Origin of the sequence: Streptomyces sp. NPDC020490 (genome assembly GCF_044335305.1) — a bacterium.
GTDB lineage: Bacteria > Actinomycetota > Actinomycetes > Streptomycetales > Streptomycetaceae > Streptomyces.
In genome coordinates, this window is record NZ_JBIRUY010000029.1 from 1 (window position 1) to 25,846 (window position 25,846).

Below are 25,846 nucleotides of genomic sequence, written 5' to 3' on the forward strand. Positions count from 1 at the left end.
TGGGCGATGTGGCGGGCGGCGACCTTGTCGCCGAGGTCGCGGATGGCCTGCGGGGGCGGGCCGATCCAGATCAGGCCCGCGTCCAGGACGGCCTGGGCGAAGTCGGCGTTCTCCGAGAGGAAGCCGTAGCCGGGGTGGACCGCGTCCGCGCCGGCCTCCCGGGCGGCGGCCAGTACTTTGCCGATGTCGAGATAGCTGGTGGCCGGGGTGTCACCGCCCAGAGCGAACGCCTCATCCGCGGCGCGGACGTGCAGAGCGTCCCGGTCCGGGTCGGCGTAGACGGCCACGCTCGCGATACCGGCGTCCCGGCAGGCCCGGGCGACACGGACAGCGATCTCACCACGGTTGGCGATCAGCACCTTGCGCATGTCAGGACGCCTGTCGGTCCGGTCCCGGAGACTCCGGAACGATGTGGCTGAAGCGTCCGGCGTCCGTCTGCAGCGGCCCCAGCGATCCGTCGAAGAAGATCAACGGCTCCTGGCTGTGCTGGGGCAGGCTCAGATCGACCACCTCGCCGACGACGATGTCGTGGTCCCCGGCCGCGTGCACGTCGACCGTGGTGCAGGCGAGGTAGGCGAGCGCCTCGCTGAGGACGGGCAGTCCGTCGGCGGTGAAGTGGTGCGGGACGCCCTCGAAAGCGTCGGGCCGGCGCTCGGCGAAGGAGCGGGCCAGCGACTGCTGCCGCCCGGACAGGAAGTTCACGGTGAACCCGCCGCTCTCCTCCAGCGGGGCGTGCAGCCGTGACTTCCTGTGCAGGCAGAACAGCACGAGCGGGGGTTCCAGCGAGACGGACGTGAAGGAGTTGACGGTCGTGCCGTCCGCGTTCTCCTCCGGCCCGGTGGTGATGACCGTGACGCCGGTGGTGAACAGGCCGCACACGCGGCGCAGACTCAGTGGCTCGATGGGCTGGCGCTCATGGGCGCGGGTCAGCGACCGCGCTGCTGCGGACATGCGCATCCCTTCCATGGGTGTCGGAGTAATGCCGCGCGGATCAGAGGAGCTTGCGAACCTTGGACCCGGCCTTGAGGATCCCGAGGAGGAACTCACGGCCGACGCTGTTCATCTCCGGCGGAGCCTGGACCGACGCCCAGTACAGGAAGCGGGCCATCATCGCCGTCGAGGGGTAGATGAAGCGCTTCTGCTCGTCCTTCCAGCCGAACACCGGGTTGACGACGGGCGAGTCCTTCAGCAGCTTGAAGACGATGTCGGCGGCCTCGTCACCGGTCAGCGCGCCGGCCTCGTACTTCTCGCAGGTCTCCCCCGTGGCCTCGAGCAGCTGCTTGAACGAGTCGCTCTGCGGCCACCACAGGCCCGGGTACGGGACCTGCTCCAGCTCGTCGAAGTGCTCCTCGCGGCCGTCACGGACGTGCTGGAGGCGGGCCCGGGTCAGCCGCATGGTGCCGGGGGTGATGAAGGAGCCCCAGACCCGGAACACGGCGTTCCACAGGCGGAAGTGCGAGAAGGAGATGAAGGAGCTGTTGACCAGTTCGTCGTTGTACTGCAGCAGCCCCTGCTCCAGGCGTTCGACGTACTCGAAACGCTTCGCGGAGAAGTCGCCGTCCTTGAGGGCGGCCACCAGGCGGGAGGTCAGCGCGTCGACGACCTCCATGGTGTTGGACAGGCCGCGGGAGAACAGCGGGTCGAGGAAGCCGGCCGCGTGCGACATGAGGCACCAGCGGTCGCCGATGGTCTGCTTCGAGGAGTACTGCAGCCGGTCGGTGGACACCCACTCGCGTACTCGGGTGGCGCCGTCGAACTGTCGCTTGACTGCCGGGTACTTGTCGAGGAAGAGCTGGAACTCCTGCTCGGGGGTGAGGTCCTTCGGCTTGGGGTAGGTGCGCTCGTCGATGGTGAGGCCCACGCTGCACAGCGGGTTGCGGGACTTCTTGTGGTTGTCGAAGGGGATGATCCAGAACCAGCCGCGCTCGATGAGGTGGTGCATGGTGCCGGTGTGCCAGTCGGCCGGCGGGCGCAGGCCGGCGGGGTGGCCGCTCACGTCGTCGAACCGCTTGACGCCGACATAGTGGGTGAACATCGAACGGGAGTGGTGCTTGAAGCGGGCCGGCTTCTCACGCAGGTCGAACTTGTCGGCGAGCGGCGAGCGGAAACCGGAGGCGTCCACCAGGTACTTCGCCCGGTACAGTTCGGGCTCGGCGCCGGGGGCGGCGCTCTTGCCGAGGACGGTCACACCGTCGTCGTCGAATTCGACCTCGGTGGCCCGCCAGTTCTGCCGGGGAGTACAGCCGTACTTGATCGCCACGTGGAACATGAAGGCGTCGCTGTCCTGGCGGAACATGTGGCTGTTCTGGTGGAAGATCTTCGGCAGGGCCAGCTGGGTGGCCTGGCGCGGGTCGGGCTCCTTGCCGACCTCGTGCTTCATGAAACCGAAATGCGCCTTGGTGCCGAAAGAGGGCGCGATGTCGCGGGTGGAGGCCTCGACGCTGGCCAGGCTCTTCAGTTCGGGAAGGTCGTGCCGCTCGGCGAGGATGTGGATCCACTCCACGAGCTGCGGGGTCATGGATTCACCGATGGCGAAGCGCGGATGGGCGGTGGCGTCGACCAGCAGGACCTTCGCGCCATGCCTGGCCAGGATCGCGCCGGTGACGGAACCGGCCATGCCCGAGCCCAGGATGATGACGTCGAAGGTCATCTCCTCGGGAATGCTCGCCGGTTCCGGCATGCCTTCGGTCAGCTTCGCGACCATGAGCTGTCTCCTTCGTCGGGGGGGGCGGTGCACAGCAAGAATTCCGAGTCGGCCACGGCGGGAGAACCGCATGAAAAAAGGCCCCTCATACGCCTTCCGGAAAGGAGGTGACTACGATCCGGAAGGATGGAATGAAGAGCCTGAAAAGGGCGTGCGAGTGCCGCCGGAATTAGCGTGACAGGATTTTCGCGGAAGTTCAACCCCTGGCTGGGGCCGAGGGTTTGGAAAATTCGGAGAACGCGGTTCCAGAATGCGTCGAGGCCAGGAGTTTCAGCAGGAGAACGCGCAGCTCGTCCTCGCCTCCGGGGCCGAGCATGCCGGCCACGTCGGCCGCCAGTTCGGCGACGGCCCGCATGACGATGCCGAGTTTCTCCAGGCCGAGCCCGGTCACCTCCAGGGCGTACCGGCGCCGGTCACGCGGGTCGCGGCCGCGGCGCACCAAACCCTGCTTGACCAGCTCGTCCACCAGCTGCGAGACGGCAGGCCCGGTGATGGCGAGGAGCTCGGCGAGCTGCTGCTGGGAACAGGGCCCGTACGCCTGGAGAGCGGACAGCGGGCCGTAGTGGCGCACACGCAGCCCGGTACCGGCCAGCTTCTCGTCACCGTGCCGGCGCAGCCGGTGATGGGCTTGCGCCACCAGGTACTCAGTACCCTGCACCAGAGGCTGCGCGGACTCGGGCAGCAGCCTGGCCAGCAACTCGTCCAGCCGGGCCGTCTCCTCGGGAGTCAGCACGGCGGTCAGTCTCGCGTCCCGCTCGGCCACGGCGCGGCGCCGGTCCTCGGCGGCTCTGCGTCCCTTGTCGGTCAGGGAGAGCACGTACTGGCGCCGGTTTCCGGGATTGCGGGTGCGCTGCACCTCGCCGCAGGCCTCCAGCCGGTCGATGACCGACACCATGATGGTCCGGTTGATGCCCAGCCGCTCGGCCAGGTCGAGCTGGGACTCCCAGTCACGGCCGGTGAGCGCGTCGAGGACGAGGAAGTCCCGGGAGTCGCTGTCGCTGCCGTCCGCGGCCGCGGAGAACTGCGCGTACACCCGGCGCAGGAGGTAACCGATGAAGCCCGTGAGCGATTCCGGAAGGGCTCCGGGCACCTCCGCGAGCTCCTCGGTCCGGGACACGGTACCTCGACCCTCATCGCGTTCACGCCGCAAGACAGCACCTCCGAACCGAGTATACGAGGGGTGCACTCGCGCTCCGGGCGAGTGCACCGCCCCAGGAGAGCGGGGATCAGCGCACCCGGTCGGCAGTACCGGTTCGCTCACCGACCGCACTGCTGCCGCGTGGCCGCCTGCCTGGCAGACACCGGCCGCCGTCAGCCCCGCCGGCCCGGCCGGCCGCGCCGGGTCGTCCATGGAACGTCGGGCGCCGGTGGAGCGGGCGGGAGTACCGGGGCCGCGGCGAGGTGCCCCCGGGCGTCGGCGTCGGCGCGGCGCCGCGAGGTCCGGGGCGCCTTCGGGACGGTGCGGTGTGCGGGCCGGAGGAGAGGACGCAGCCCCCGCCGACCGCGGGCAGCTCGCCGACGGTGCTCCCGGTGACGGCCCGGGCCCATCCGTCACGGCCGCTCGGAGGCGCTCCTGGCGGGCCGCCGAGCGTGCCGGGCGATGCGGGACGGTCCGCGGGCAGGACACCGTCGGCGAGGCCGTGGCGGTGACCGGGGGCGGAGCTGTTGCCGAGCGCTGCGATCGGCGGGACGCCGCGCGCCGGGTGGCCGGCCGGGACGGCGTCGCAGGACTCGGCCGGGACCCGGTCGGGCGGCGGTTCGTCCCTGTGGGCGGGGTGGGCCGCTTCACCGGTGCGCGGTGTGTGCGGCGGGTCCACCGGGGTGGGGTCGCCGTGCCCGGCCGGCCCGCCGGCGCCAATGGGACGGCGGGCTGCAGGGTGGTCGCAGCGCAGTTCCTCCCCCGGCTGTGCCGGGCCGTGGACCCGGCAGTCCGGTGTGAGCACGCCGGCCGGCCCGGCACCCGCTGGAGGGACTCGGGGTGCAGGCTCTCGGCCCGGGCCTCGACGGCGGTGGTCCGGGCGGCGGCCGGCTGCGTGGGTGGCCACCGCGCGCGGGGTCGCGAGGGTGACCGGGCGGACCTGCCCAGACAGGGCCAGGGAACGCTTGTGCGCCGCCCCGGACTCGGTCATCACGTCCTGGACGGGCTGTTCGTTGTGCAAGGACTCGGCGGGACCCGGCATGACTCGATGCGCCTTCGCACTTGCGGGGACGGGGGAGAAGACACCGGCGGCCCCGCGCCGGGGGACGAATAGCGGGGCCGCCGGATCTGGTCACAGCGCGACGGGGTTGGACTCTCCGTCGCGCTGCGGGTGCGGAGCCGTCGCGGGGACGGTCGCCAGCACTGCGAGCAGGGCCAGCAGGTACATGCCGCCGCCGAGCAGGAACCCGTAGGAGTACCCGGTGGTCAGCGCCTCGGGCAGGTTGCCCGGCAGGTGGTTCTCGGTGATGACCGTGGCAGCCGCGGCCAGCGTGCTCAGGCCGATGGCGCCGCCGATCTGCTGAGCGGTGTTGACCAGGCCGGAGGCGGCACCGGTGGCCTGCGGGTCGACACCGCGGACACTGATGATCGTGACGGCCACGAAGACCATCCCGAGTCCCAGGCCGACGACCAGCTGCGCGGGCAGCAGGACGGCCAGCGGGTTCTGGCCGGGTTCCACGAAGCTGAACCACACCATGCCCGCGATACCGATGATCAGGCCGAGGACGATCACGTTGCGGTCGGGCATCTTCGCCAGCAGCTGCGGGCCGAGGCCGCCGGCCGCGATGCCCATGCCGAGCGCGAACGGCAGGTAGGCCAGGCCCGTGACCATCGGCTCGTAGCCCTTGACCACCTGCATGTAGAGGGTGAGGAAGTAGAAGGTGGCGAGCATGCCGGCTCCGACCAGGAACATCACCAGGTTGGCGCCGACGCGGCTCTTGTCGGCCAGCACACCGCGGGGAATCATCGGCGCGCTGCTGGATCGCTGGATGGCGACGAAGGCGAGCAGCAGCACGAGCGCGGCGCCCAGACCGATCAGCGTGGCGGCGTCGTCGAATCCCTTGTCACCGGCGCGGTTGATGCCGTAGACCAGCGCCCCGAATCCGAAGGTGGCGGTGAAGGCGCCCGGGACGTCGACCTTGCCGCGCTCGCGCTCGCCCTCGATCAGGACGCTGGTGCCGAACAGGACGGCGAGGGCGATCGGGATGTTCACGAACATCACCCAGCGCCAGCTCAGGTACTCGGTGAGCGCGCCGCCGAGCAGCAGGCCCACGACCGAGCCGAGGCCGCCCATCGCGCCGTACACGCCGAGGGCCTTGTTGCGTGCGGGACCGGCCGGGAAGGTGGTGGCCAGCAGGGACAGGGCGGTGGGGGCGGCGATGGCGGCGCCGGCTCCCTGGATGACCCGGGCCGCGATCAGCAGTTCCCCGCTCTGGGCCAGGCCGCCGAGCAGCGAGGCGGCGGTGAAGAGGACCAGCCCGATGCGGAAGATCCGGCGGCGGCCGAAGAGGTCACCGGCACGCCCGCCGGCCAGCAGCAGACCGCCGAAGGCGAGTGCGTAGGCGGAGACGACCCAGCCGAGGCTGGATTCGGTCATGCCCAGCGCGCTCTGCATGCTCGGCAGGGCGACGGCGACGATGGTGTTGTCGAGGACGAGCATGAGCTGCGCTGCGGCGATGACCAGTAGCGCGAGGCCGAGTCTGCCGTCCTGTGGGGGCGCCGCGGCCTTGCGGCCGGCCTGGGTCGGGTCTTGCAGCGACATGAACTCTCTCCGGTTGTCTTTGTGTTGGGGGGATGTAAGGGCTGTCGTCGGGTGGCGCCCCGGGGTCAGCCGGCGGTGGAGCCGGCCTTGGTGCCCCAGATGTCCAGCGCCTCGTAGGCGGCACGCCACTCGGTCTCGTAGGCGGTGCGCAGCTGCTCGGGCAGCTTGCCGATGACGCGGGCGAGCTTGTCGGCGGGCAGGTCGTCCAGCAGCCAGGGCAGGTAGCGGCGGGAGTCGTCGCCGACGCGAGTGCGCTGCTCGGTGCTGAAGACCGCCCACTGTTCCTGGCTCATGGTGATGTCCATGAGCTTCAGGGCGTCCCGCTCCTCATGGTCGAGGTGGCCGCTGACCTGGGCGTGGAGGGTGTCGGTGAGACCACCCAGACGCTCCAGGCCGGAGTCCCGGTCGGCGAGGGCCGCGTCGATGTCCGCCAGCAGCGGGTCGATGACCGCGTGCTCGGCCTCCATCGCGTCCAGCAGGGCCAGCTCGTCGGGCTTGCCGGCCAGCGCCTGCTGCATCACGGGCCACACGGTGAGGTCCTCGGAGGTGTGATGGATCGTCAGGAACTTCTTGAACAGCTCCCATCCGACCGCGGTGCTCAGGACGTGACGGGGATCCTCGTCAACCCGGGCCGTGATCCGCGCGATCCGCTCCAGCTCGCGCCGGAGCGCGTCGTGGATCGCGAACATCATCGTCATGTCGAGGTTCTTGAACTCCTGGCTCATCTTTCTCTCCCTGGCTGCCTCACTGCTCCGTGTCGCACTCCGACACTATCGTCAATGCACTTATCTATCAAGCAGCCAATCAACAACATCCCAACCATCAGTAGGTGAAGTAATCCCGGGGAGGGCTGCTGCGGGACCGCCGCCCCCGCGGTCGGAGCGGCGGGTCAGCGGGGTCTCGCGGGCTGTATGGCGGGCTCGTCACGGTCGGCCGCGGGCGGCTCGTCCACCGCGAGGCCGTCGTCGGCACCCCTGCGCAGCCAGGTCAGGGCCGGGGTGGTCATCGCCGTGGTCACCAAAGCCATGAGCACCAGAACGGTGAACAGCTCCGGACCGATCACCCCGAGATCGAGCCCGATGTTCAGCACGACCAGCTCGGTCAGCCCCCGGCAGTTCATCAGCACCCCCAGCGACATCGCGTCCCGCCAGTCGCGGCCCGACAGCCGCGCCGCGAGCGAGCCGCCACCCCACTTGCCCAGCACCGCCACCGCGAGCACGGCACCCGCCCAGAGCCACTGCGTGGCACTCCCGGCCAGCAGCGACACATCGGTCTTCAGGCCCGTGGTGACGAAGAACAGCGGCAGCAGCACCGGCACCGTGAACGCGCGCAGCCGGGCCGCGGTGGCCTCGGTCCTGCGGCTGCCGCGCGGGCTGACCACACCGAACAGGAACGCGCCGAACAGCGCGTGCACCCCGATCCGGTCGGTGGCGTACGCGGCCACGCTCAGCCCGCTGAACAGCACGACGAGGATGACGCCGTCGGGGTACCGGCGTTCAGCGCGTACGGCCCACCGGGCCAGCAGCGGCCGTACCACGAGGAACATGACCAGCGTGAAGGCCACGGCGTACAGGGCGGTGGTGACGGCTTCCCACGGCGAGTTGCTCTTCGTCACCGCCACGACGGCCGCCAGCAGGCACCACGCACTCACGTCGTCCACGGCCGCGCTGGCCATGGCGAGCGCGCCCACCCTGGTGCGGTACAGGCCGCGGTCGGTGAGGATGCGGGCCAGGACCGGAAAGGCGGTGATGCTCATCGAGACGGCGATGAAGAGCACGAACGGCAGCTTGTCGACCCCCGCGGGAGCGAAATCGCCGTACATGGCGAACGCCAGCAGGGTCCCCAGCAGCAGCGGCACCGCGATGCCGGCCTGGGAGACGGCCAGCGCGGTTCTGCTGTGTCCGCGCAGCGATCCCAGGTCCAGCTCGAGACCGACGAGATACATGAAGACGAGCAGTCCGATGTTGCCGAGCACGCCGATGTACGGCAGGACGGACGGCGGGAAGAGTCCGGCCTCCGCCTGGGGCCACAGCCAGCCCAGCAGCGAGGGGCCGAGCAGGATGCCGACGACGATCTCACCGACGACAGGCGGCTGGCCGAGCCGTCTGATGAACTGGGCGCCGGCCTGGCAGGCGAGGATGACCACCGGGAGGGCGATCAGGAGGTCGGGAAGCGGATCCGGGACAGCTGCCATCGCGGTCTCCTGGGTGAGGGAAGGGACGGGGCGCGCGCGGGTGCGTGCGACATCCGGTGTCAGGGGCGGGCAATGCCGGCCTCAGGAGCCATAAGGACGGACCGCCTTGGCCTCTCGCAGCGCTTCGGCCCACCACAGCAACTGGTCGAGCATGAGCTTGGCGGCGGCTTCAGCGCCCTCGGGATCGGCGGGGAAGCGGCCCTCGCCGTCGTACTGGTCGAGAACGCGGGGGAAGGTGACGATGTCCTTCATCCCGACGCAGTGGAACTCGGCGAAGATCTGCCGCAGGTGCTCGATCGCCCGTACCCCGCCGGCCGTGCCGAGCCCGTACCCGACGAAGCCGACCGGCTTGGCCTCCCACTCGGACTGGAAGCTGTCGATGAGGGTCTTCAGCGGGCCCGGCACGCTGCGGTTGTACTCGGGTACGACGACCACGTAGGCGTCGGCCCCGGCCAGCCGCGGGCGCAGCGCCGCGGCACCGGCGTCGTCCTCGGCGAGGGAGGCGGGCAGCAGGTGCTCGGCAACGTCGACGACGTCCAGGACGATGTCGTCGCGCCGGGTGGCGACCTGGGCGAACCAGCCGGCGACGTCGGGGGCGAGCCGTCCGGCGCGGGCGGAGCCGACCAGGAGGACGACCCTGACCGGCCGGGTCACCCGCCCCTGCGCGCTCATCGCCGGGCCGCCGATGCCGGGGAGGCCACCGGTGTGAGCGCGAGGAACTCGGTGGCGTCGACCCTGGAGAGGATCCGGCGGGTCAGGGCGGGCATCTTCGTCGTGCCGTCGTCGGTGAAGACGACGGGATTGGCCACCCGGATGCGGCGCCCGCGGGTGGTGATCTCGCAGCCGCCCGCCGCCAGCACGTTCTTCACCCAGTCGGAGCCGGGTCCGTAGGGCAGCGTGATGATGATGTCCCCACCACGGCGGAACAGTTTCACCGGGGTGGCGAACTCACGCCCCGACTTGCGTCCGCGGTGGTGGACCTTCCCGAACCCGGGCAGCCGGCTGAACAGCGGCCCCACGAGACGGTTGGCGAACCGCCGGTTGAAACGGGCTACTTTCCTGTCGATCGGCATGTCTTCCTCCCTTGCACGTCGATCTCTTGCACGTCGGTCCCTTGCACATCGGTCCCCCGGCCGCGTCGGCCGCGTCGCCGGACGGCCCGTGGCCGCCCGGCCTCCGCCGCCGGCCGCGAGGGCCGGCAGCGGAGGCCGGGCAGACGCTCCCGCTTCCGGCGGCACCAGCACGGCCGGAAGCGGGACGGGGTTCAGGCGGAGGGCTTGCCCGCGCCGGGGCCGCCCGCCGGGGTGAGCGCGCCGACCGGCTTGCCGCCGGACTGGAGGAAGCGCTGCAACGAGAAGTTGTCGACGATGCCCCACCGCTCGGCGATCTTGTCGCCCTCGAAGCGGAACCAGATGATCGCCTGGTGCTGCACCTGCAGCCCGGTCGGCTGGATGCCGATGAACGGGCCGGTGTGCTTGCCGTGCATCACCCAGCGGATCGCGGCCTTGTCGCCCTGCGAGATGAAGTCGAGGATCTCGTACTTGATGTCGCTGAACGCGGACTGCTGGATCCTGATGGTGTGCTTGAACGCCTCGGGCCCGCGCATCGAGTCGTCGTGGCTGCCGTGGTTGCGGAAGTCCGCGGTGAGGTAGCGGTCGGCGGCCGAGAGGTCGCCGAGGTCCAGGCCCTCGTGGAAGACCTTCTCGACCAGTTCCTTCTGCTGCTCGGGGGTGAGTGTGGTGGGCATGCTTGCGTTCTCCTCTGCAGGGGTTTGCTATGCGGGGGACGGGGCTGCGTTTCCGCGGGTGTCGAGCGTTTGTGTGTCGACCCGGGTCACGTCCTTGGGCACGGTTCCGGTGGTCCACACGATGCGCAGCCCCAGCCGGTCGAAGCGCCAGCCGTCCGGGGTGCGCCGCGCGGTGCCGGTGAAACGTCCGCCGAGCTGGAAGTACTCGGTGGCTTCGGGGGGCGGGGGCGAGCCGTAGTGCACATGGGAGGCGATCAGACTCCAGCTGACCGCGGCCCGATCGCCGTCGAGGTCGACCGAGCCGCCGGAGCCGTGGTGGTGCGTACGGCCCCAGCGCGCCATGATCTCGCTGATGAAACCGGTGACACCGGTGATGCCCTGGTGGCTGCCCACCGGAAACGTCATCTCGATGTCCTCGGTGAACAGGGACCTGGCCCAGCTCTCGTCGAAGACGCCCTCGTCCAGGCTCGCCAGGTAACGCTCGATGAGGTGCTGCAGCGCCGCGAGGTCGGCCAGGCGGGCGACCTCGGCGGCCAGGGCGGCCGGATCTGCGGCCTGCTCCCGGGTCATGACACCCGGTGCGCTTCGGTCTGGGCGTCCGTCGCGTAGATCACGGCGTCATCGGGACCGTGCACGACGGCCTTGCCCTCACCGGCGAACGTCTCGCCGTCGCGCCGTGCGGTGATGTCGATCTGTATGTACGCGGCACGGTGACCGTTCGGGCTGATCTGCGTGAAGTCGACGTTGAAGTCCTCGCGCAGGGAGAACTCCATGGTGTCGTCACCGGTGACGCTCCACGAGCCGTAACCTGCGCTCTTCGACGTCGTGACGGAGAGCGAACCGTCCGGCTCGAAGGTGACCGTGTAATCGTCCACCTCACCGTCGTGCGTGACCGTACCCGTCCATCGACCGACGGGCGTCCAGGTAGAAACAGGCATCGACGACACTTCCTCAGGTCGGGGAAACAGAAAATCCGCATTCCGATCGGTGTGCCGACCGGAATACGGATGTCAGGAGAGTCCGGCGGGTTCGTGAAAAACCCGGCGGATGCGCCGCCTACAGGAATCACCGGCCCGAAGGGCGGGTGCGTCAGGGCATGAGGGCGCCGGAAAAGTGTGACACCTGCCCCACTCGTCGTCAACTCTTCAGTAATTCAGGCTGTCTTCGGCCTGTCCCGAACGAAGCAGCCCCCGTGGCCGGTGGCCACGGGGGCTGCTTCGTTCAGGATCCCCGCACGGATCCGTGTCCTCATTCACCGGTGGGCGGGGAGGTCGGCCTCCCCGCCCACCGGGCCGTCATGCCGCCTCGCCCCGGCGGGCCAGTGCGAGCAGCTCGTCCAGGTCGTACTCGGCCCGCTGGGGGCCGCCATGGCGGGTGATCTTGCCGCGGCTCGCCCACTTGCGGATGGTGGCCTGGGAAACCCCCATCGCCAGGGCTGCCAGCTCTGTCGGCACCGTCCGCCGCTTCGCCGGCCCCGCGGCCGGACCCTTCGACCAGGTCATGCTGCACTGCCTTCCTTGGTACGGCCCGCTCGGTCACGACGGCGAGGTCGCGCGAGCGGGGCAGGATGGGATGGGTTGTCGTACATTCCGCGGTCCACGGCCCCGAAGGCCGGTCCCGCCGCTCCCTGCCGGACCGCGCGCAGGCCGGGGAGCGGAACATCGGAGCTGAGCATCACTCACCAGGCGCAGGACGGGCGCAAGGAGCAGTCCCGAAGGCCGTCCGGCGAGGGAAGCGTCACTGCGTCCTTCCGGCGCGGGCTTCGGCAGCGCCGAGGGGCGGACCGGCTCGTGGCACCGGACGGCCGCGGTGGCCGGGCGCCGGGCGGCAGCGCCCTGCCCGCGCACGGGCGGCGGGACGCACCGGACGCCGCTGCCCGGCGCACCGGCTTCACCGCCGGCGCGTCGGCGGTGAAGCCGGGCCCCCGCACGAAGCCGGCGGTGTGCCTCCACGATGGTCGGGCACCCCGGCTTCCGGCCGGTGCGGCGCGGGGGCATGCCGGGCCCCCGGACGGGGCCCCGCGGTGCCTGCCAGGAGCTAGGCGGCCTCCCTCATGCGGCTCGCCACCAACAGCCACTGCCGGGGCGGCAGGACGTGTCCGGCCTCGCAGGAGACATGGCTGGGCACCCGGTCGCCGGGCGTCGGCAGTACGCCGTACAGCGCCTCCGCACACCCCGGCTGCGTGCACTGGCCGAGCGGGAGCCTGCGCGCCCGCCCCGGCCCGAACAGCCCGCTGAAGGCGGTGCGCAGTTCGGTGAGCTCATCGTCGAAGTGCACACCCGCGGGATGCTCGGCGAGCCACGGCAGTTGCTGCCCCAGGAACCTCACCAGAGCGCCGACCTCCGTCCCCGCTGGACGGGAACCGGCGCCACCGCGCTCTTCCACGACGAGCCGTGCCCATTGGGCCAACACCTCGGCCGCCTGGGCCCGCAGCGCCACGACCCGTTCGTCGAGCACAATGCCGGCGGTGCTGCGGCTTCCGCTCACCCGCTCGCGCAGCACCGGCGGCGCGGGGGCCAATGCCTGGCCGCTCTCCTCGTACAGATCGAGCAGGGTGCGCAGTTCGCGGCCCATCCGTTCCACGCACTCGGCGCAGATCCGGCCACAGCGCAGCGCGCAGTCCCTACTCGCGTGAACCTCGGTAGGCGGCTGTCGCTGATCCATTTCAATCCCCCGAATCCCTGGTGTTCCTGCGACTCACTCCAGTCTCGCGGTGGGTCGCGGTCCGGTTCAACGCACGCCGGTTCAGGGTTCCCACAAGCATCCGCAGCCGTGTCAGCGGACTGTCAAGTCCGTGTCAACTGGGGGCCGCGGAGGGTGCCACGGCGCCCCCCGGCGGCCCGCTCGCCGGGGGCGCCGTGGCCGGTCAGGGCCGACCGGACCCCGGTGCCGTGCGCGACGGCCGGCCGAAGGCGGCTGGTACGGGCCGGAAGGAAAAGTCGGCCGACGACCTCGCCGGCCCGCCGCCCGGCCGGGGACGGCGTCTCCGCGTCCTTCCGGCGAGCACACGAGGAGGTCGCCCCGAGGGGCGGGCCGCGCCCGTGGCGGGTCTGCGGCTGCGGCTACGGCTACGGCTACGGCTACGAGAGGCCTCGCCGGGCAGCCGGGCGTGGTCGCACGCCGTGGGGGCCGGTGTGCGGAGCAGTTGGTCTGTCTTGCCGCGCGGATGCCGGAGCGGGCCGCGACATGCGCTCAAAGGGCTCTTCGCCGGGCGCGGCGCCTGGCAGCCGCCGGGAAACTCACACAGCCGCCTCAACAAACAGACATGTCTGATTGTAAAGGGGGCGAGAGACAGCGCCCCTCTTCTTTCTGCCCGAAAATTTTCGGACAAATAATCCGAAAACAAGGGTGTTCAGGTTCTGTAAAGACCGAGAGGAGGAAGTTGGCACAGAGGCGCTGATGTGAAACAGGCAAGATTGTATGATTCCTGCGGGACACGAGCGGAAGAGAAGGCAGGTGCGAGCTGGTGCAGGCACGATCCGAGCAGACGCGTCAGGCCCTCGTCCGTGCCACCGCCGAGCTGATCGCGGACGGCCGGCCCTCCGACGCCGGGCTGGTCAACATCTGCCGCCGGGCGGGGGTGAGCCGGGGAGCGCTGTACCACCACTTCTCCTCCACCGCGGCACTGGCGGCCGCCGTGTACGAACAGGCCCGCCACCGGCTGGAGACACTGACCGAGGAGGCATTCGCGGGCCCGCTACAGAACGCGCCCGAGCGTTTCACGCTCGCGCTCGGCGAGGCGATGCGCACCGAGAAGGTCGTCCGGGCTGGCATGCAGCTGGCCGCCGACGGCTCGGCGGACCCGCCGCGGCTGCGCGACGAGGTGCTGGCAGTGGTGCGCGAACGGATGGTGGCGACGCAGGCCGAGGACCGGGCGGAGGACCTCGCCGACCTGACCGTCGTACTGGTCGCGGGCATCGAGACGCTGGGCCGCACGGATCCTGGCTGGTGGACCGGCAAGGCCTCCCACCGCCTGTGGGAACTGCTCCGCCCACTGTTCGACCACAACGACCCGGGCCAGCGTCCGGTCGGCACGGCGCCTCCGGCCCCGAAGACGTGAACGGGGGCGGCGAGCGCCGGGCTGCGGTCGGGCGGGCGGCGGGAGGCGGAGAGCGCAGGACACCGCGCGGTGCGCTGCCGCCGTCAGTTCGCCGGAAGCATCGTGCGCAGTCGGCCGATCAGGCCCGGGGTGGCGACACCCGGCAGGAAGAACTTCCAGAAGACGCCTATCCGTTCGGGCAGATCCTCGCGGTTGGTGAAGGCGTGGGACATGATCTGCAGGCCGGTGAAGGAGCCGACGACGGTGGACGTGACCTCGTGCACATCCACCCCGGGCAGCACCTCGCCCTGCTTCTCCGCCTCCTGCAGCAGAGCGAGGACAGCGGCCATGGACTGCTCGTAGGTGGTCTGCGGCGGGCAGCTGAAGGACGTCTGCTCCGTGGTCAGGCGCACGCTGGCGCGCAGCACCGGGTCATGCTGGAGGCGCTGGGCGAATTCGAGCGTCAGATCGATCACCGACTGCAGTTTCACCGGCCGCTCCGGCGGCTGCAGAGCCTCGGCGTGAGCCTGCACCAGGGCCAGGGCGATGGCTTCCTTCGACGGAAAGTGGTGATAGAGGGAGCCGCGGGTGAGTCCGGTGCGAGACAGGATCTCGTTGGTGCTGGCGGCATCGTAACCGCGTTCGTCGAAGACTCGGGCAGCAGCTTGCAGGATCGACTCTCGCGATCGCTTTCCGCGTTCCTGTTGAGCCATGGTGGATCCTTACGCTAACCCGCGATTTTTAACAGACCGTTTTGTATTGTATTGAAACGTAGAGATCATCAGGATGACTTACGGTCGCGGGCGGATTTGCGCGTTCGGGCGGCGGACGGGGGGCTGAGCCGGGCTCGACGGACGGCCCTACGGCCGCCCGAGCCGGAAGCCGACCCCGCGAACGGTGATGATCCAGTCCTTGGAGCCGAGCTTGCTCCGCAGGGTGCCCACGTGCGTGTCGACCGTGCGGCCGCGCGGCGACCATGCGTCGTCCCACACCTGGGCCATGATCTGGCGCCGCGGGATCACGGCGCCGGGCTGCGACGCCAGCAGGTACAGCAGGTCGAATTCCTTGCGCGTCAAATTCAGCGGCTCGCCGTGGAGGGTGGCCACCCGGGCCCCCGTGTCGATGCACAGCGGTCCATGGGTGATGATCCCGGCGACCGCCGGGTGCGCCGGTTGCGAGCGCACCCGCCGCATCACCGCCTCGATACGGGCCAGTAACTCCCGGAAACCGTACGGCTTGACCAGGTAGTCGTCCGCACCCGCCTGCAGGCCGAGCACGCAGTCGAGTTCCGAGCCGCGCGCGGTGACCGCGATGACCGGCGTGTCACTGACCGCCCGGATGCCCCGGCACACCTCCAGGCCGTCCAGATCGGGCAGGTCCAGGTCGAGCAGGATCAGATCCGCTTCGCGGTGCCCGCGCAGCGCCTGGGCGCCGGTGGTCACACCACTTGCGGCGAAGCCCTGCCGCGCCAATCCCTGCAGGAGCACACCGGCGGCCCGCTGGTCGTTCTCGACGACCAGGACGTTCAGGGCGCCCGACGAGACCGGACCCGAAGGGCTGACCACGTGCCGGGACGGTTTGACAGGGCCGTGCGGGCGATGGCGCCGCGGCGACGGATTACGGAGATCCGTGTACTGCCAGTTCATCTACTCCCCCTGGCACAACCACGTCATCACGGACTGGAGCTCACGGCGAGACCATACCAAACAGACTTGTCTGATTGTCAACGCTGCACGGTGCCCGCGACCGCCGCCGACGGCCCCCGCTCTGACCTGCGGTGCCGCCACCCGCAAAGGCCCGGGACGTCCGGCCGCCCGCTAAAGGAAGGCTAAATTGTCGAACAAGAAACAACCCGCGCACGCACCGGAACCATACGACTCTGCACGCTTCAAAGCTGACAAACCAGAACGAGTCACAGCGTCCCGTCGGCCGGGCGGAACATACGTGGCCCGGGCAACCAGATCGGGCTCTTGCCTCACCGGACCGACATGTCTGTATCTTGTCGCAGAACGTCGGTCACGGGGGAAGGACAGCCGACGTACGGTCTGTTTTGCCCCCTGCCCTGAACCTGACAGGAGCGCTGCACATGCCGTACCTCACCGACAAGGCGCCGACCCCGAAGACGCTGCGCCCCGGACTGACCACCACGGTGCCGCGCGAGTACGTCCACCGCACGGCAGTCTCAGAGGTCCTCCTCACCGGTTGGGAACATGCCCCCGCCGGCCCCGACGAGCACCACGGTTTCCTCGTCAGGGCCCAATGGCCCCGCTGCCACGCCCTGTTCGCGCCCGGCCGCGGCTACCAGGACCCGATGCTGCTGATCGAGTCAGTCCGTCAGGCCGGATCCCTGCTCGCCCACGCCGAGTTCGACGTCCCCTTCGGCCACCAGTTCCTGATGTCGGACATCTCCGTCGACCTCGAACCGGAACTGCTTGCCGCAGACCCGGTCCCCACCGACATCCAGATGCACACAGCCTGCCGGAACGTCGTCCGCCGCGGCGGCCTGCTGCGCGAGATGCGCTACGACACCACCGTCCTGCGGGAAAACGGCGCCCGGGCCACCGCCACCGCCGCGTTCCGCTGCATGAGCCCGGACATCTACCAGCGCCTGCGCGGCCGGCGCCCCACCACCACCGACCGCACCCCGCCGCCCGCCGTCGACCCCGCGACCGTAGGCCACAACAGCACCCAGCACGTGGTCCTCGGCCCCAGATCCCCAGAGCACCCTCACACCTGGGAACTACGCGTCGACACCACCCACCCCACCTACTTCGACCACCCCGTCGACCACATACCCGGCATGCTCCTCCTGGAAGCCGCCCGACAAGCCGCCCACGCCTCCGCCGGTCTCCCCCGCGCCGTACTCATCGGACTCAAGAGCACCTTCACACGCTACGCCGAACTCGACGAACCCTGCTGGATCACCGCACACTGCCGACCCCACAACACCAGCCACAACGACCTGCTGATACACGTACACGGCACCCAACGACGCAAGACCGTCTTCACCGCCGACCTCACCGTGCGGCCCCCCGCCTGACCCGGGTCTGCTGCGTCATCGTGTGACAGTGGGGTCTGTATGGCCAGAGCTGCGGGTCGGACGATGACGGTCTCGTATTCGACGGGATCAATCGGGCCGGGCGTCTCCGGCGCCGGAACCGGTGGTCGGTGCGCCCGTTCCAGGGCCACGATCGCGATCCGCAGCTCCTGGCGGGTGGTTTCGTCGCCGCGCAACCGTCGTCGGCGCAGCACGGCTGACATGCGCGAATGCAGCCAATGCAGCGGATTCGGCGGGCCGTCGGCGCGATCACCGGCTCAGCGGTGGGTGACGCGCTGGGCGGCCCCTTCGAGTTCGGTCCCCCGGGAGCGTTCTCCGCGCGGTTTCCCGCGCCCGGTGCCGGCGGCGAGGTGTGCGGAGGCGGTGGCTGGGACCCCGGCGAGGCCACTGACGACACGCAGATGGCCGTCCTGGTCGCGGAGTCGCTGCTGGAGCGGGGCGGACTGGACCTGCCGGACGTCTTCGCCCGCTTCCAGCGGTGGGCGGCAGCCGAACCGAAGGACCTCGGCCTGCAGACCGAGGACGTCCTGACCAACGGCATGCCCTGGGACCTCGCCGCCGCGACCCATTTCCAGGTCAACCGGCGCGCAGCGGGCAACGGCTCCCTGATGCGGGCGTCGGCCTCCGCGGTCCACTTCGCGGCCGCCGGCCAGGAAGCCACCATGGACGCGGCCCGCCGCATCGCCGCCCTCACCCACGGGGACCCCGCGGCCCGGGAAGGCACCGCGATCTTCCACGAACTCATCCGCGTCACCTTCGAGGAAAGCGACCCCCTCGCCGCGCTCCCGGACATCCTCGCTCTCGTCCACCCGGACCACCGCGGCCGCTACGCCACCGTCCTCGCCCCCGACTGGCACCCCGACCGGGCGACCGAGTTCAACGGCGCCGTCTGGCCCTGCCTGGGCTCCGCCGTCTGGGCCCTGCGCACCACCAGCGGCTTCGAGGACGCGATACGCGCGGCGATCGACCTCGGCGGCGACACGGACACCGTCGCCGCGGTGACCGGAGGCCTCGCGGGCGCGTACTACGGACTGGACGCGATCCCCGCCCACTGGACCCGGCCGCTCCATGTCCCCCTCCCGGGATTCGACGGACGGGTGCTGCGCCTGGCGGACCTGCTCCACCTCGCACACCGCCTCGGAGGCTGAACCCGGGCCCTGCCACCCCAGCCGGCCGGCTGACAGATGAGCACTGGCACGGCGAAGTCCCGCCAGATCGCAAAGGATTGTTCGCGAAGGAATCTTTGCGAACAAATCTTTGCGGTCTAGTGTGGACGGTATGACTGACCCGAACGGGAGGCCGGACGGCCCGCAGACCGAAGCTGACTCGGTGGTTCTCGATGCCAAGGGGCTGCGTGCCCTCGCGCATCCGGTGCGTGTGCAGTTGGTCGGGCTGCTGCGGAAGTACGGTCCGTCGACCGCCACCCGCCTCGCGGAACGGCTGGGTGTGAATTCCGGAACGGCCAGCTACCACCTCCGGCAGCTCGACGCGGCCGGTTTCGTCGAGGAGGACACCGAACGCGGCAACGCGCGAGAGCGCTGGTGGCGTTCGGTGCACCGGACCACCTGGTTCAACGATCCCGAGCTGGCCGAGCGGGAACCCGAGGCCGCACTGGCCTACCAGCAGTCCATCGCCGCCCTCTACACCCTGCGCACGCAGCAGACCCTGAACGGGCTTCGGACGATGCCCCGCGCATGGCGGGACAACTTCGACATGAGCGACTGGTCCCTGCGGCTCACGCCCGAGGAAGCCGCCGCCCTGTACGGGGAGTTGACGGAAGTCATCGCGCGCTACCGGCGAGACGCGCCGGAGACGGCGGCAAGTGCCCCCGAGGGAGCCGAACGGGTCGTCGTGATCACGCAGATCCTGCCCGAACTCGATGCGCCTGCCGCGTCGTCGCTCCCTTCCGGCCCTCAGGAAGAAGAAGGAAGCCCGACGTCATGACCGACGACGCCCCGGAGCCCGACGGCATACCCGGCAAGAGGTCCTTACGCCCGCTGGGCGGGGTGCTGGCGGCCATGGCCGTGTCGCTGACCGGCACTCGGATCTCCGTTGTGGCACTGCCCTGGTTCGTCCTCATCACAACCGGCAGCGCCACCCGGACCGGACTGGTCGCCTTCTGCGAGATGACTCCCTACGTGGTGGTCAAGGCGTTCACCGGACCGCTGGTGGACCGGATCGGGCCTCGGGGCGTCTCCTGGAGCACTGATCTTGCCAGCGCTCTCGCCGCCGCCGCGGTTTACCTGTTCCACGCCCTGGACCTGCTGTCCTTTCCCCTTCTGCTGGTTCTGGTCGCGCTGATCGGCGCGGCCCGGGGTCCCGGCGACCTGGCCAAGGAGGTGATGGTCCCGGAAGCGGCCGAGCGCGGCCGGTTGCCACTGGAGCGGGCCACCGGTCTGGCCGGTGTGACTGAGCGGCTCGCCTCCACCGTGGGCCTGGCGGTCGGCGGATCCCTGGTGGCGTGGCTGGGGCCCCTGACCGGGCTCGCCGTCGACGCGGGTTGCTTCGCCCTCGGGTCGCTGATCATCAAACTCGCCCTGCCTCGCGGCATGGGGCACACGGTCGAGGAAGCCGCCTCGCCTGCCGGGGGAACGGAACCGGGTTACTGGCGGCGGTTCGGCAAGGGTTTCACCTTCCTGCGTGGCGAACCGCTGCTGCTCAGCGTCATCGTCATGGTCGGCATCACCAACCTGCTGGACGCGGCGATCACCTCGGTGCTCGTACCCGTCTGGGCAAGGGAGTCCGGCAACGGCCCGACCTCGATCGGCCTGATGGGCAGCGTCATGGGGGCGGCGGCGGTCGGCGGGAGCCTGGTCGCCGCAGTGGTCGCGCACCGGCTGCGGCGGCGGAAGGTGCTTCTCACCGGGTTCCTGCTGGCCGGGGCACCGAGGTTCCTGATCCTAGCCGTCGGTGCCCCGTCGGGGGTGGTACTGGCCGTCTTCGCGGTCAGTGGGTTCGGTGCCGGCTTCGTCAACCCAGTGCTGGGAGCCGTCCTCGTCGAGCGGGTGCCGCGCCGGATGCTGGGCCGGGTCAACGCGCTCGGTGACTCGCTGGCCTGGGCGGGCATCCCTCTCGGCGGGCTGGTCGCGGGAGCGGCGGTAACCGCCTACGGACTCGTGCCGGTGCTGCTCACCTGCGGCACCGCGTACTTCCTCACCACGAACCTGGCCGGACTGCGGCCGGAATGGCGCGAGATCGACCGTACGCGTGGGCGGCGCGTCCTGAAGCCGCACTGCGGGGAAGACGTCTCGAACGACAGCGCACATGCAGTGCCATGACCCTCCGGGGGACGGTGTACGACATCGGTCATCGCCTGCGTCCCGATGAACCTCGTGACACCGCCGAGAGGTTCTCCGCCCGGGAGCTGCCTTGATGGAACTGGACCATGCGGTGAAGCCCGCCGTGCAGGAGCCGGCGTCGGCACCCGGGTTCAGTGCGGCCTCGTTTCCCCTGGTCGTAGGCATAGGGGCACCTCCCCGCCGGAAAGCCGGAGAGGTGTCAAGGCAGTCCTTCCGGCGGCAGCGACAGGTGTCGCAACGGTGCCCCGGTCAGCGCTCCAGTGCGGGCAGGTGGGCCAGGCCGGTGTCGAGCATGATGCGGTCGACGGTCTCGTGCAGGGCACTGGCGTCGCCGATGACGGTCTCGATGCCGCCGGGCAGTAGATCACGCTCCCGGTACCACTCACGCAGTCGAGTCTCGCTGACGTCATCGGAAATCGGCTTCGTGGCGTGCCGGGCCACGGTTTCACCGAACGGCACATCCAGGTAGTAGCAGTGGGTCGGGCCGCGGTGGTCGGCGCGCAGCGCCGCGAGCATGTCGCCGTAGTGGTCGGAGTGGAGGATGCCTTCGACCACGACGTGGAAGCCCGCGTCCAGGGCGTAGCGGGCGGTCAGGTCGATCAGGCCGATGTTCGCCGCTCCGGGCCGGTCGCGCTCGCGCAGCACGATGCGGCGAAGGTTGTCCTGGCCGACCAGGGCCAGGCCGCGGCCGAACCGCTCGCGCAGGCCGGCCGCGACGGACGACTTCCCCGAGGCGCTGTTGCCGCGCAGGACGACCAGCCGGGTTTCTTCAGTACCCACCATCACGACCCTCACGCTACCGACGGCCAGGGGCGCCGCCCGGACGACCGTCCAGGAGTTGCAGGACGATCGCCGCCGTCACCCGGCAGCTGCCTGAGCCTGCGGCGGCCCGGCTCCAGCTGGGTGGCTTCGTCCACGACAGCGCCGCCGCGAGGAGCGGAACAGGTCCGTGGGGACAGGAAGGCCGGCAGAGCAGGCCGGGCAATGCCGGCACGGCCCGGCCGCGAAGGCGAGAGCCAGGCCGGACAGGACCGCGCGTGGGGGCGAGCGGTCTACGCGCGTGGGGGCGAGCGGTCTAAGCCCGAGCGCAGGAAGGCGCCCCGAGCGACTGCGCCGACCGTGGAGGACAACCCCGTCGAGGGCCGGTTCGATAGCACGAACTCGCCGCTCGAACACCGGCATCAGGAAGCGGTCTCGGGGTGTGCGGCGGACAGCCGGGATGCCTTCGCGGCGGTGCTCCGGGCCGCGGCGCGGGCTGCGGCGTCCGGGAGAGTGAAGGCGAAGACGGCGGTCGCCGCCGCGACGGCGGCCAGGGCGAGGTAGGTGTACCGGTAGGCGGAGACCGGCGGGTCGGCGGCCGCCGACGCGGGGGTGCTCAGGACGAGGGCGGTGGTGACCGCGACCGGCGCCAGGGCTCCGCCGGTCTGGCGTACCACGGTGTTGAGCGTGGACGCCTGGGCCAGGTCGTGGCGGTCGATGTTGGCGAGCGAGGCCACCGTCGTCGGCATGAAGACTCCGCCCATGGCGATGCCGAGCAGGAACATGTAGACGCGGAAGGTCCACAGGCCGGTGTCCTGGTCGCAGGTCGCGAACAGCACGAGGACCACGGCGACGCCGGCCATGCCGGACCCGATGATGATCCGTGGGCCGACACGGGCGTAGAGGACTCCGGCGACCTGGACGGTCAGCAGGACGCCGAAGGCCTCGGGGAAGGTGCTGGTGCCGGACTCCAGGGCGGTGCGGCTCTGCGCCTGCTGGAGGAAGAGCGGGCCGAGGTACATGGCGCCGAGGATCGGGACCAGGCCGACCAGGTTGATCAGGTTGGTGTCACGGAAGAGGCGGTCGGCGAACAGGCGGAGCTTCAGCAGCGGTTCCGCGGCGCGCAGTTGGTGGACGGCGGTGGCGGCCAGCAGGATCGCGCCGAGGGCGAGGGAGACGAGGACGGCGGAGGAGGACCAGCCGCGGTTGGGGCCCTCGGATATCCCGAACATCGCGGCGCCGAGGCCGGCGGCGCTCAGCAGCAGCCCGGTCAGGTCGAAGCGGCCGGGGAGCCGCCCGCGGTGTTCGGCCAGGAACAGCAGGCCGAACAGGACGACCGGGAGGCCCACCGGGACGTTGACGTAGAAGACCCAGCGCCAGGACAGGTGGTCCACGAGCAGGCCGCCGAGGACGGGGGCGGCAGCCGGGGCCATCTGCTGCGGGATGATCATGTACCGGGAGATCCGCACCTGGTCGGACGTGTTGAAGGTGGCGAAGAGCAGCGCGGCGGAGGCCGGGAAGAGCACACCGGCGGACAGGCCCTGGAGCGCGCGGAAGGCGACGAGCTGGACGAGGTCGGCGGCCAGGCCGCACAGCAGGGAGGAGCCGAGGAAGGCGGTGAGCGCGGTGAGCAGGACGCGCTTGCCGCCGAAGCGCTCGACGAGCCAGGCGGAGGCGGGGATCGTCATGGCCAGGCACACCGTGTAGGCCACGACCACCCCGTCGAGGGCGGCCGTAGTCAGCTGGAACTGCCGGGCGATGGAGGGGAGCGCCACCGTGGTGATCGCCGCGTCGACGATCGCGATGAAGGTGACGCTGACGCACATCACGGGCACGACCAGCCGCTGGCTCAGCCGGAGGGAGCGCGGCGGTCTGCGGGAGCGGGAGGAAGGAGACTGCGAAACATGCTGAGCATACTCACTATGTCGGTACTCATAGAATCGGTTTCACGGCGGAACGCGCGACGGGGAGCGGCACATGGCAGTGCAGGGCAGCAGTGACGTCCTGATCGACGAGCTGTACGACACGACGCACCGGCTGCGCCGCTTCGTGGAGGCCCGACTGCGGACGAGCGGGGCGTCGGTGGCGCGGCTGCGCGCCATGCGGATGCTGGCGCGCAGCGAACGTCCACTGCGGATGCGGGACCTGAGCGAGATGACGGGCGTCGCGGCGCGCACCGCGACCAGCATCGTCGACAGCCTGGAACGGGACGGTCTGGTCGAGCGCGTGCGTCATCCCGAGGACCGGCGCGCCTTCCTGCTGCGGCTGACCGACGCGGGCCGCGCGTGCCACCGTGAGGCGGAGGAGGTGGACCGGCTCGCGCTCGCCGAGGCGACGGCCGGGCTCAGCGTCGAGGACCGCATCCGGTTCCGGGCCCTGCTGGCCGTCGTCCGCGAGGCGACGGCCGGGCGGGACTGATCCCGGCGGGACGGCCGCTTCGCCCCGGCCCGTCAGGATCGCCCGGGCCCACGTCCGCCACCGTCCGCCAGCCACCACATCCTCGACGATCAACGCCGACTGCCCGGAGAACACCACCTTCATACGAGAGTTGGCCTCGTCCCACCTCGTGATCGCAGCCAGGCACGCAGCGTCACGACCGGCTGCGGAACACAGGCCCGTTGATCGGACACTCCCCCGCACCCCCGGTTGCTGCCGTCGAGTGATTTGTCTGACCGCATGCATGTCGCTGGCCCGTGGCACATGGTCCGTGATCTATCCATGGCTCGCGCGATGCATACCGGTGCGTCGTTTCCGGCGGAGTCAGAGGAGCGGGTCATGGGCTCGACCGTGGCAGGCAGCGACGGGCAGGGATTGCCCGAGAAGGTCAAGGGCTTGATGGGCGGGCTCACCGCCGACCTGATGGACCTGGTGGGTGTCCGGTCGGTCTACGAACCGGACCACATGACGGACGTACAGGAAGCCGCCGGCCGCGCGGCGAAGCTGCTGGCGGGCGCGGGCCTGACCAAGGTCGGACTGCTGGACATCAGCAGCGCGACGGACGGCACGGCGGCCCCGGACGGGGAGGTGACCAAGGACGCGCCACTGGTGTACGGCAGCTACCGGCGCCCGGACACGGGGGCCAAGGCGCCCACGGTGCTGCTGTACGCGCACTACGACGTGGTGCCCACCGACGAGACCCAGTGGGAGGAGGCGTTCAAGCCGGAGAAGGACCCGGACACCAACCGGCTGAAGGGGCGCGGCGCGGCCGATGACAAGTCGGGCGTGATGATGCACGTCGGCACGCTGCGGGCCTTCGACGGCAAGCCTCCGGTGAACCTGACGGTGGTGCTGGAGGGCGAGGAGGAGTCCGGGCGGGGGTCGCTGGAGGCGTACATCCAGGCCCACCCCGAGAAGTTCAAGGCGGATGTGATCGTCATTGCGGACGGCGGGAACCACCGGCTGGGCGAGCCCACCCTCACCACCTCGCTGCGCGGCTTCGTCGCGATGAACGTCACGGTCACCACGCTGGAGCACGGCACCAAGCACAGCGGCATGTTCGGCGGCCCGGCGCCGGACGCCTTCATGGTGCTCGCGCGCATGCTGGCCCGCCTGCACGACAACGACGGCAACGTCGCCGTCCCCGGTCTGGTGACCGACGTGTGGGACGGAGTCCAGCCGGCCGAGGAGGAATTCCGCGCCGACGCCGGGGTGTTGAAGGAGACCAGGCTGATCGGCACCGGCTCGCTCGGCAGCCGGCTGTACACCAAGCCGTCGATCAACGTGGTCGGTCTGACCTCCAAGCTCCCGCCGCACGACAAGCCGGTCAACCAGCTGATCGACACGGTCACGGCCCGGATCGGCATGCGGATCGCGCCCAGGGAGGACCCGAAGAACGCCGCGCAGCGGCTGCGGGAGTTCCTGGAGCGCGTCGATGTGAACCCCTGGCGGGCACGGGTGGACATCTCGTGCGACGCCGACCTCGGCCGGGGGTTCACGGCCAAGACGGACGTGCCGAACTTCCAGGTCGCCAGGGAGGCCCTGGAGAAGGCGTACCCCGGCAAGACGACGCAGTCCGCCGGGCAGGGCGCTTCCATCCCGCTGGTCAGCCTCCTGCAGGCGAACAACCCCGAGGCGGCGGTGCTGGTGCTCGGCTGCGAGGAGCCGCAGTGCCTCATCCACGCCCTGCACGAAAGCGTCAGCCTGGACGAGCTGGAGCACATGACGCTCGCCCAGAGCTACCTGCTGCACCTGCTCGGCGCGCTGGGGACACCGGTCGGAAGCGGCACCGACGACACCCGCGTGCCGGTGGCCACCTCGTCGTACTCCTGACCGCCCACCAGTTGCGCCCACCGATCCCGCCAGGAGC

Annotated in this window: 25 protein-coding genes; 7 read left to right on the forward strand and 18 right to left on the reverse strand. The window is 70.4% G+C overall.

Going from position 1 to position 25,846, the window contains the following annotated elements; translation table 11 throughout:
• The 14 genes from ACH4ZX_RS27085 to ACH4ZX_RS27150 all read right to left on the reverse strand — a co-directional run.
• Positions 1-368: biotin carboxylase N-terminal domain-containing protein (locus ACH4ZX_RS27085; protein WP_398277872.1), on the reverse strand; the 368-nt coding region annotated here is incomplete at its 3' end.
• 1 nt (position 369) lies between these two features.
• The gene (locus tag ACH4ZX_RS27090; protein WP_398277875.1) at positions 370-951 is read right to left on the reverse strand and encodes a flavin reductase family protein; all 582 of its coding nucleotides are present in this window, start codon (positions 949-951) and stop codon (positions 370-372) included.
• Between the two features lie 40 nt (positions 952-991).
• A complete protein-coding gene (locus ACH4ZX_RS27095) occupies positions 992-2,704 on the reverse strand; it encodes an NAD(P)/FAD-dependent oxidoreductase (protein ID WP_398277878.1) in 1,713 nt (570 codons plus the stop codon).
• 196 nt (positions 2,705-2,900) lie between these two features.
• The gene (locus tag ACH4ZX_RS27100) at positions 2,901-3,821 is read right to left on the reverse strand and encodes a MarR family winged helix-turn-helix transcriptional regulator (protein WP_398277881.1); all 921 of its coding nucleotides are present in this window, start codon (positions 3,819-3,821) and stop codon (positions 2,901-2,903) included.
• A 1,153-nt stretch (positions 3,822-4,974) separates the two neighbouring features.
• Positions 4,975-6,444 carry an MFS transporter gene (locus ACH4ZX_RS27105; RefSeq protein WP_398277884.1) on the reverse strand — a complete coding sequence of 490 codons (1,470 nt, stop codon included), beginning with the start codon at positions 6,442-6,444 and terminating at the stop codon, positions 4,975-4,977.
• Between the two features lie 65 nt (positions 6,445-6,509).
• The gene (locus ACH4ZX_RS27110) at positions 6,510-7,169 is read right to left on the reverse strand and encodes a hemerythrin domain-containing protein (RefSeq protein WP_398277887.1); all 660 of its coding nucleotides are present in this window, start codon (positions 7,167-7,169) and stop codon (positions 6,510-6,512) included.
• Between the two features lie 164 nt (positions 7,170-7,333).
• Positions 7,334-8,638 carry a cation:proton antiporter gene (locus ACH4ZX_RS27115; protein ID WP_398277890.1) on the reverse strand — a complete coding sequence of 435 codons (1,305 nt, stop codon included), beginning with the start codon at positions 8,636-8,638 and terminating at the stop codon, positions 7,334-7,336.
• A gap of 81 nt (positions 8,639-8,719) precedes the next feature.
• Positions 8,720-9,310: an NADPH-dependent FMN reductase gene (locus ACH4ZX_RS27120; RefSeq protein WP_398277893.1), complete on the reverse strand. Its 591-nt coding sequence runs from the start codon at positions 9,308-9,310 to the stop codon at positions 8,720-8,722.
• Positions 9,307-9,711 carry a nitroreductase family deazaflavin-dependent oxidoreductase gene (locus tag ACH4ZX_RS27125; protein ID WP_398277896.1) on the reverse strand — a complete coding sequence of 135 codons (405 nt, stop codon included), beginning with the start codon at positions 9,709-9,711 and terminating at the stop codon, positions 9,307-9,309. Before ACH4ZX_RS27125 ends, ACH4ZX_RS27120 begins: the two co-directional genes overlap by 4 nt.
• Positions 9,712-9,902: 191 nt before the next feature.
• Entirely contained in the window at positions 9,903-10,385 is a 483-nt protein-coding gene (locus ACH4ZX_RS27130) for an ester cyclase (RefSeq protein WP_324788394.1), read from the reverse strand.
• A gap of 27 nt (positions 10,386-10,412) precedes the next feature.
• Positions 10,413-10,955 carry a nuclear transport factor 2 family protein gene (locus tag ACH4ZX_RS27135; protein ID WP_398277900.1) on the reverse strand — a complete coding sequence of 181 codons (543 nt, stop codon included), beginning with the start codon at positions 10,953-10,955 and terminating at the stop codon, positions 10,413-10,415.
• The gene (locus ACH4ZX_RS27140; RefSeq protein WP_324788392.1) at positions 10,952-11,260 is read right to left on the reverse strand and encodes a dehydrogenase; all 309 of its coding nucleotides are present in this window, start codon (positions 11,258-11,260) and stop codon (positions 10,952-10,954) included. Before ACH4ZX_RS27140 ends, ACH4ZX_RS27135 begins: the two co-directional genes overlap by 4 nt.
• Before the next feature lie 420 nt (positions 11,261-11,680).
• A complete protein-coding gene (locus ACH4ZX_RS27145) occupies positions 11,681-11,887 on the reverse strand; it encodes a transcriptional regulator (protein ID WP_398277903.1) in 207 nt (68 codons plus the stop codon).
• Between the two features lie 535 nt (positions 11,888-12,422).
• On the reverse strand, positions 12,423-12,959 hold the full coding sequence (locus ACH4ZX_RS27150) for a hypothetical protein (protein ID WP_398278166.1): 537 nt from the start codon (positions 12,957-12,959) through the stop codon (positions 12,423-12,425).
• A gap of 892 nt (positions 12,960-13,851) precedes the next feature.
• Between ACH4ZX_RS27150 and ACH4ZX_RS27155 the strand changes: the two genes are divergently transcribed.
• The gene (locus tag ACH4ZX_RS27155; protein WP_398277906.1) at positions 13,852-14,445 is read left to right on the forward strand and encodes a TetR family transcriptional regulator; all 594 of its coding nucleotides are present in this window, start codon (positions 13,852-13,854) and stop codon (positions 14,443-14,445) included.
• An 83-nt stretch (positions 14,446-14,528) separates the two neighbouring features.
• Here ACH4ZX_RS27155 and ACH4ZX_RS27160 read toward each other — a convergent pair whose 3' ends face one another.
• Together ACH4ZX_RS27160 and ACH4ZX_RS27165 are read right to left on the reverse strand one after the other, a co-directional pair.
• Positions 14,529-15,137: a ScbR family autoregulator-binding transcription factor gene (locus ACH4ZX_RS27160; protein WP_398277909.1), complete on the reverse strand. Its 609-nt coding sequence runs from the start codon at positions 15,135-15,137 to the stop codon at positions 14,529-14,531.
• A gap of 147 nt (positions 15,138-15,284) precedes the next feature.
• On the reverse strand, positions 15,285-16,070 hold the full coding sequence (locus ACH4ZX_RS27165) for a response regulator transcription factor (RefSeq protein WP_398277912.1): 786 nt from the start codon (positions 16,068-16,070) through the stop codon (positions 15,285-15,287).
• A gap of 440 nt (positions 16,071-16,510) precedes the next feature.
• On the opposite strand from ACH4ZX_RS27165, the gene ACH4ZX_RS27170 reads away from it, so the two are divergent.
• The 4 genes from ACH4ZX_RS27170 to ACH4ZX_RS27185 all read left to right on the forward strand — a co-directional run bounded on the left by ACH4ZX_RS27170 (position 16,511) and on the right by ACH4ZX_RS27185 (position 20,760).
• Positions 16,511-17,464: a ScbA/BarX family gamma-butyrolactone biosynthesis protein gene (locus ACH4ZX_RS27170; protein WP_398277915.1), complete on the forward strand. Its 954-nt coding sequence runs from the start codon at positions 16,511-16,513 to the stop codon at positions 17,462-17,464.
• 236 nt (positions 17,465-17,700) lie between these two features.
• Complete coding sequence (locus tag ACH4ZX_RS27175; RefSeq protein ID WP_398278169.1) at positions 17,701-18,630, forward strand: ADP-ribosylglycohydrolase family protein; 930 nt, start codon at positions 17,701-17,703, stop codon at positions 18,628-18,630.
• Positions 18,631-18,760: 130 nt separating this feature from the next.
• Positions 18,761-19,426 (forward strand): ArsR/SmtB family transcription factor, encoded by a 666-nt coding sequence (locus ACH4ZX_RS27180; RefSeq protein ID WP_398277918.1) that lies wholly within the window; start codon positions 18,761-18,763, stop codon positions 19,424-19,426.
• Positions 19,423-20,760 (forward strand): MFS transporter, encoded by a 1,338-nt coding sequence (locus ACH4ZX_RS27185; protein ID WP_398277921.1) that lies wholly within the window; start codon positions 19,423-19,425, stop codon positions 20,758-20,760. The genes ACH4ZX_RS27180 and ACH4ZX_RS27185 overlap by 4 nt, the downstream gene beginning before the upstream one ends.
• 270 nt (positions 20,761-21,030) lie before the next feature.
• On the opposite strand, the gene ACH4ZX_RS27190 is transcribed toward ACH4ZX_RS27185, so the two are convergent.
• Complete coding sequence (locus ACH4ZX_RS27190) at positions 21,031-21,564, reverse strand: AAA family ATPase (RefSeq protein ID WP_398278172.1); 534 nt, start codon at positions 21,562-21,564, stop codon at positions 21,031-21,033.
• Between the two features lie 398 nt (positions 21,565-21,962).
• Positions 21,963-23,366, reverse strand: coding sequence for a DHA2 family efflux MFS transporter permease subunit (locus ACH4ZX_RS27195; protein WP_398277924.1), 1,404 nt, complete (start codon positions 23,364-23,366; stop codon positions 21,963-21,965).
• Between the two features lie 151 nt (positions 23,367-23,517).
• Here ACH4ZX_RS27195 and ACH4ZX_RS27200 point away from each other — a divergent pair, with 151 nt between their 5' ends.
• Both ACH4ZX_RS27200 and ACH4ZX_RS27205 read left to right on the forward strand, forming a co-directional pair.
• Entirely contained in the window at positions 23,518-23,958 is a 441-nt protein-coding gene (locus ACH4ZX_RS27200) for a MarR family winged helix-turn-helix transcriptional regulator (RefSeq protein ID WP_398277926.1), read from the forward strand.
• Positions 23,959-24,315: 357 nt separating this feature from the next.
• A complete protein-coding gene (locus tag ACH4ZX_RS27205) occupies positions 24,316-25,809 on the forward strand; it encodes a M20/M25/M40 family metallo-hydrolase (RefSeq protein ID WP_398277929.1) in 1,494 nt (497 codons plus the stop codon).
• The last annotated feature ends 37 nt before the right edge of the window (positions 25,810-25,846 follow it).

Bases quoted from the DNA above. Each gene is read 5' to 3' on its own strand.
- ACH4ZX_RS27090 (WP_398277875.1), bottom strand. From the start codon at position 951: ATGTCCGCAGCAGCGCGGTCGCTGACCCGCGCCCATGAGCGCCAGCCC.
- ACH4ZX_RS27095 (WP_398277878.1), bottom strand. From the start codon at position 2,704: ATGGTCGCGAAGCTGACCGAAGGCATGCCGGAACCGGCGAGCATTCCC.
- ACH4ZX_RS27105 (WP_398277884.1), bottom strand. From the start codon at position 6,444: ATGTCGCTGCAAGACCCGACCCAGGCCGGCCGCAAGGCCGCGGCGCCC.
- ACH4ZX_RS27110 (WP_398277887.1), bottom strand. From the start codon at position 7,169: ATGAGCCAGGAGTTCAAGAACCTCGACATGACGATGATGTTCGCGATC.
- ACH4ZX_RS27115 (WP_398277890.1), bottom strand. From the start codon at position 8,638: ATGGCAGCTGTCCCGGATCCGCTTCCCGACCTCCTGATCGCCCTCCCG.
- ACH4ZX_RS27120 (WP_398277893.1), bottom strand. From the start codon at position 9,310: ATGAGCGCGCAGGGGCGGGTGACCCGGCCGGTCAGGGTCGTCCTCCTG.
- ACH4ZX_RS27125 (WP_398277896.1), bottom strand. From the start codon at position 9,711: ATGCCGATCGACAGGAAAGTAGCCCGTTTCAACCGGCGGTTCGCCAAC.
- ACH4ZX_RS27130 (WP_324788394.1), bottom strand. From the start codon at position 10,385: ATGCCCACCACACTCACCCCCGAGCAGCAGAAGGAACTGGTCGAGAAG.
- ACH4ZX_RS27135 (WP_398277900.1), bottom strand. From the start codon at position 10,955: ATGACCCGGGAGCAGGCCGCAGATCCGGCCGCCCTGGCCGCCGAGGTC.
- ACH4ZX_RS27145 (WP_398277903.1), bottom strand. From the start codon at position 11,887: ATGACCTGGTCGAAGGGTCCGGCCGCGGGGCCGGCGAAGCGGCGGACG.
- ACH4ZX_RS27150 (WP_398278166.1), bottom strand. From the start codon at position 12,959: ATGGGCCGCGAACTGCGCACCCTGCTCGATCTGTACGAGGAGAGCGGC.
- ACH4ZX_RS27160 (WP_398277909.1), bottom strand. From the start codon at position 15,137: ATGGCTCAACAGGAACGCGGAAAGCGATCGCGAGAGTCGATCCTGCAA.
- ACH4ZX_RS27165 (WP_398277912.1), bottom strand. From the start codon at position 16,070: ATGAACTGGCAGTACACGGATCTCCGTAATCCGTCGCCGCGGCGCCAT.
- ACH4ZX_RS27170 (WP_398277915.1), top strand. From the start codon at position 16,511: ATGCCGTACCTCACCGACAAGGCGCCGACCCCGAAGACGCTGCGCCCC.
- ACH4ZX_RS27175 (WP_398278169.1), top strand. From the start codon at position 17,701: ATGCAGCGGATTCGGCGGGCCGTCGGCGCGATCACCGGCTCAGCGGTG.
- ACH4ZX_RS27180 (WP_398277918.1), top strand. From the start codon at position 18,761: ATGACTGACCCGAACGGGAGGCCGGACGGCCCGCAGACCGAAGCTGAC.
- ACH4ZX_RS27185 (WP_398277921.1), top strand. From the start codon at position 19,423: ATGACCGACGACGCCCCGGAGCCCGACGGCATACCCGGCAAGAGGTCC.
- ACH4ZX_RS27190 (WP_398278172.1), bottom strand. From the start codon at position 21,564: ATGGTGGGTACTGAAGAAACCCGGCTGGTCGTCCTGCGCGGCAACAGC.
- ACH4ZX_RS27195 (WP_398277924.1), bottom strand. From the start codon at position 23,366: ATGTGCGTCAGCGTCACCTTCATCGCGATCGTCGACGCGGCGATCACC.
- ACH4ZX_RS27200 (WP_398277926.1), top strand. From the start codon at position 23,518: ATGGCAGTGCAGGGCAGCAGTGACGTCCTGATCGACGAGCTGTACGAC.
- ACH4ZX_RS27205 (WP_398277929.1), top strand. From the start codon at position 24,316: ATGGGCTCGACCGTGGCAGGCAGCGACGGGCAGGGATTGCCCGAGAAG.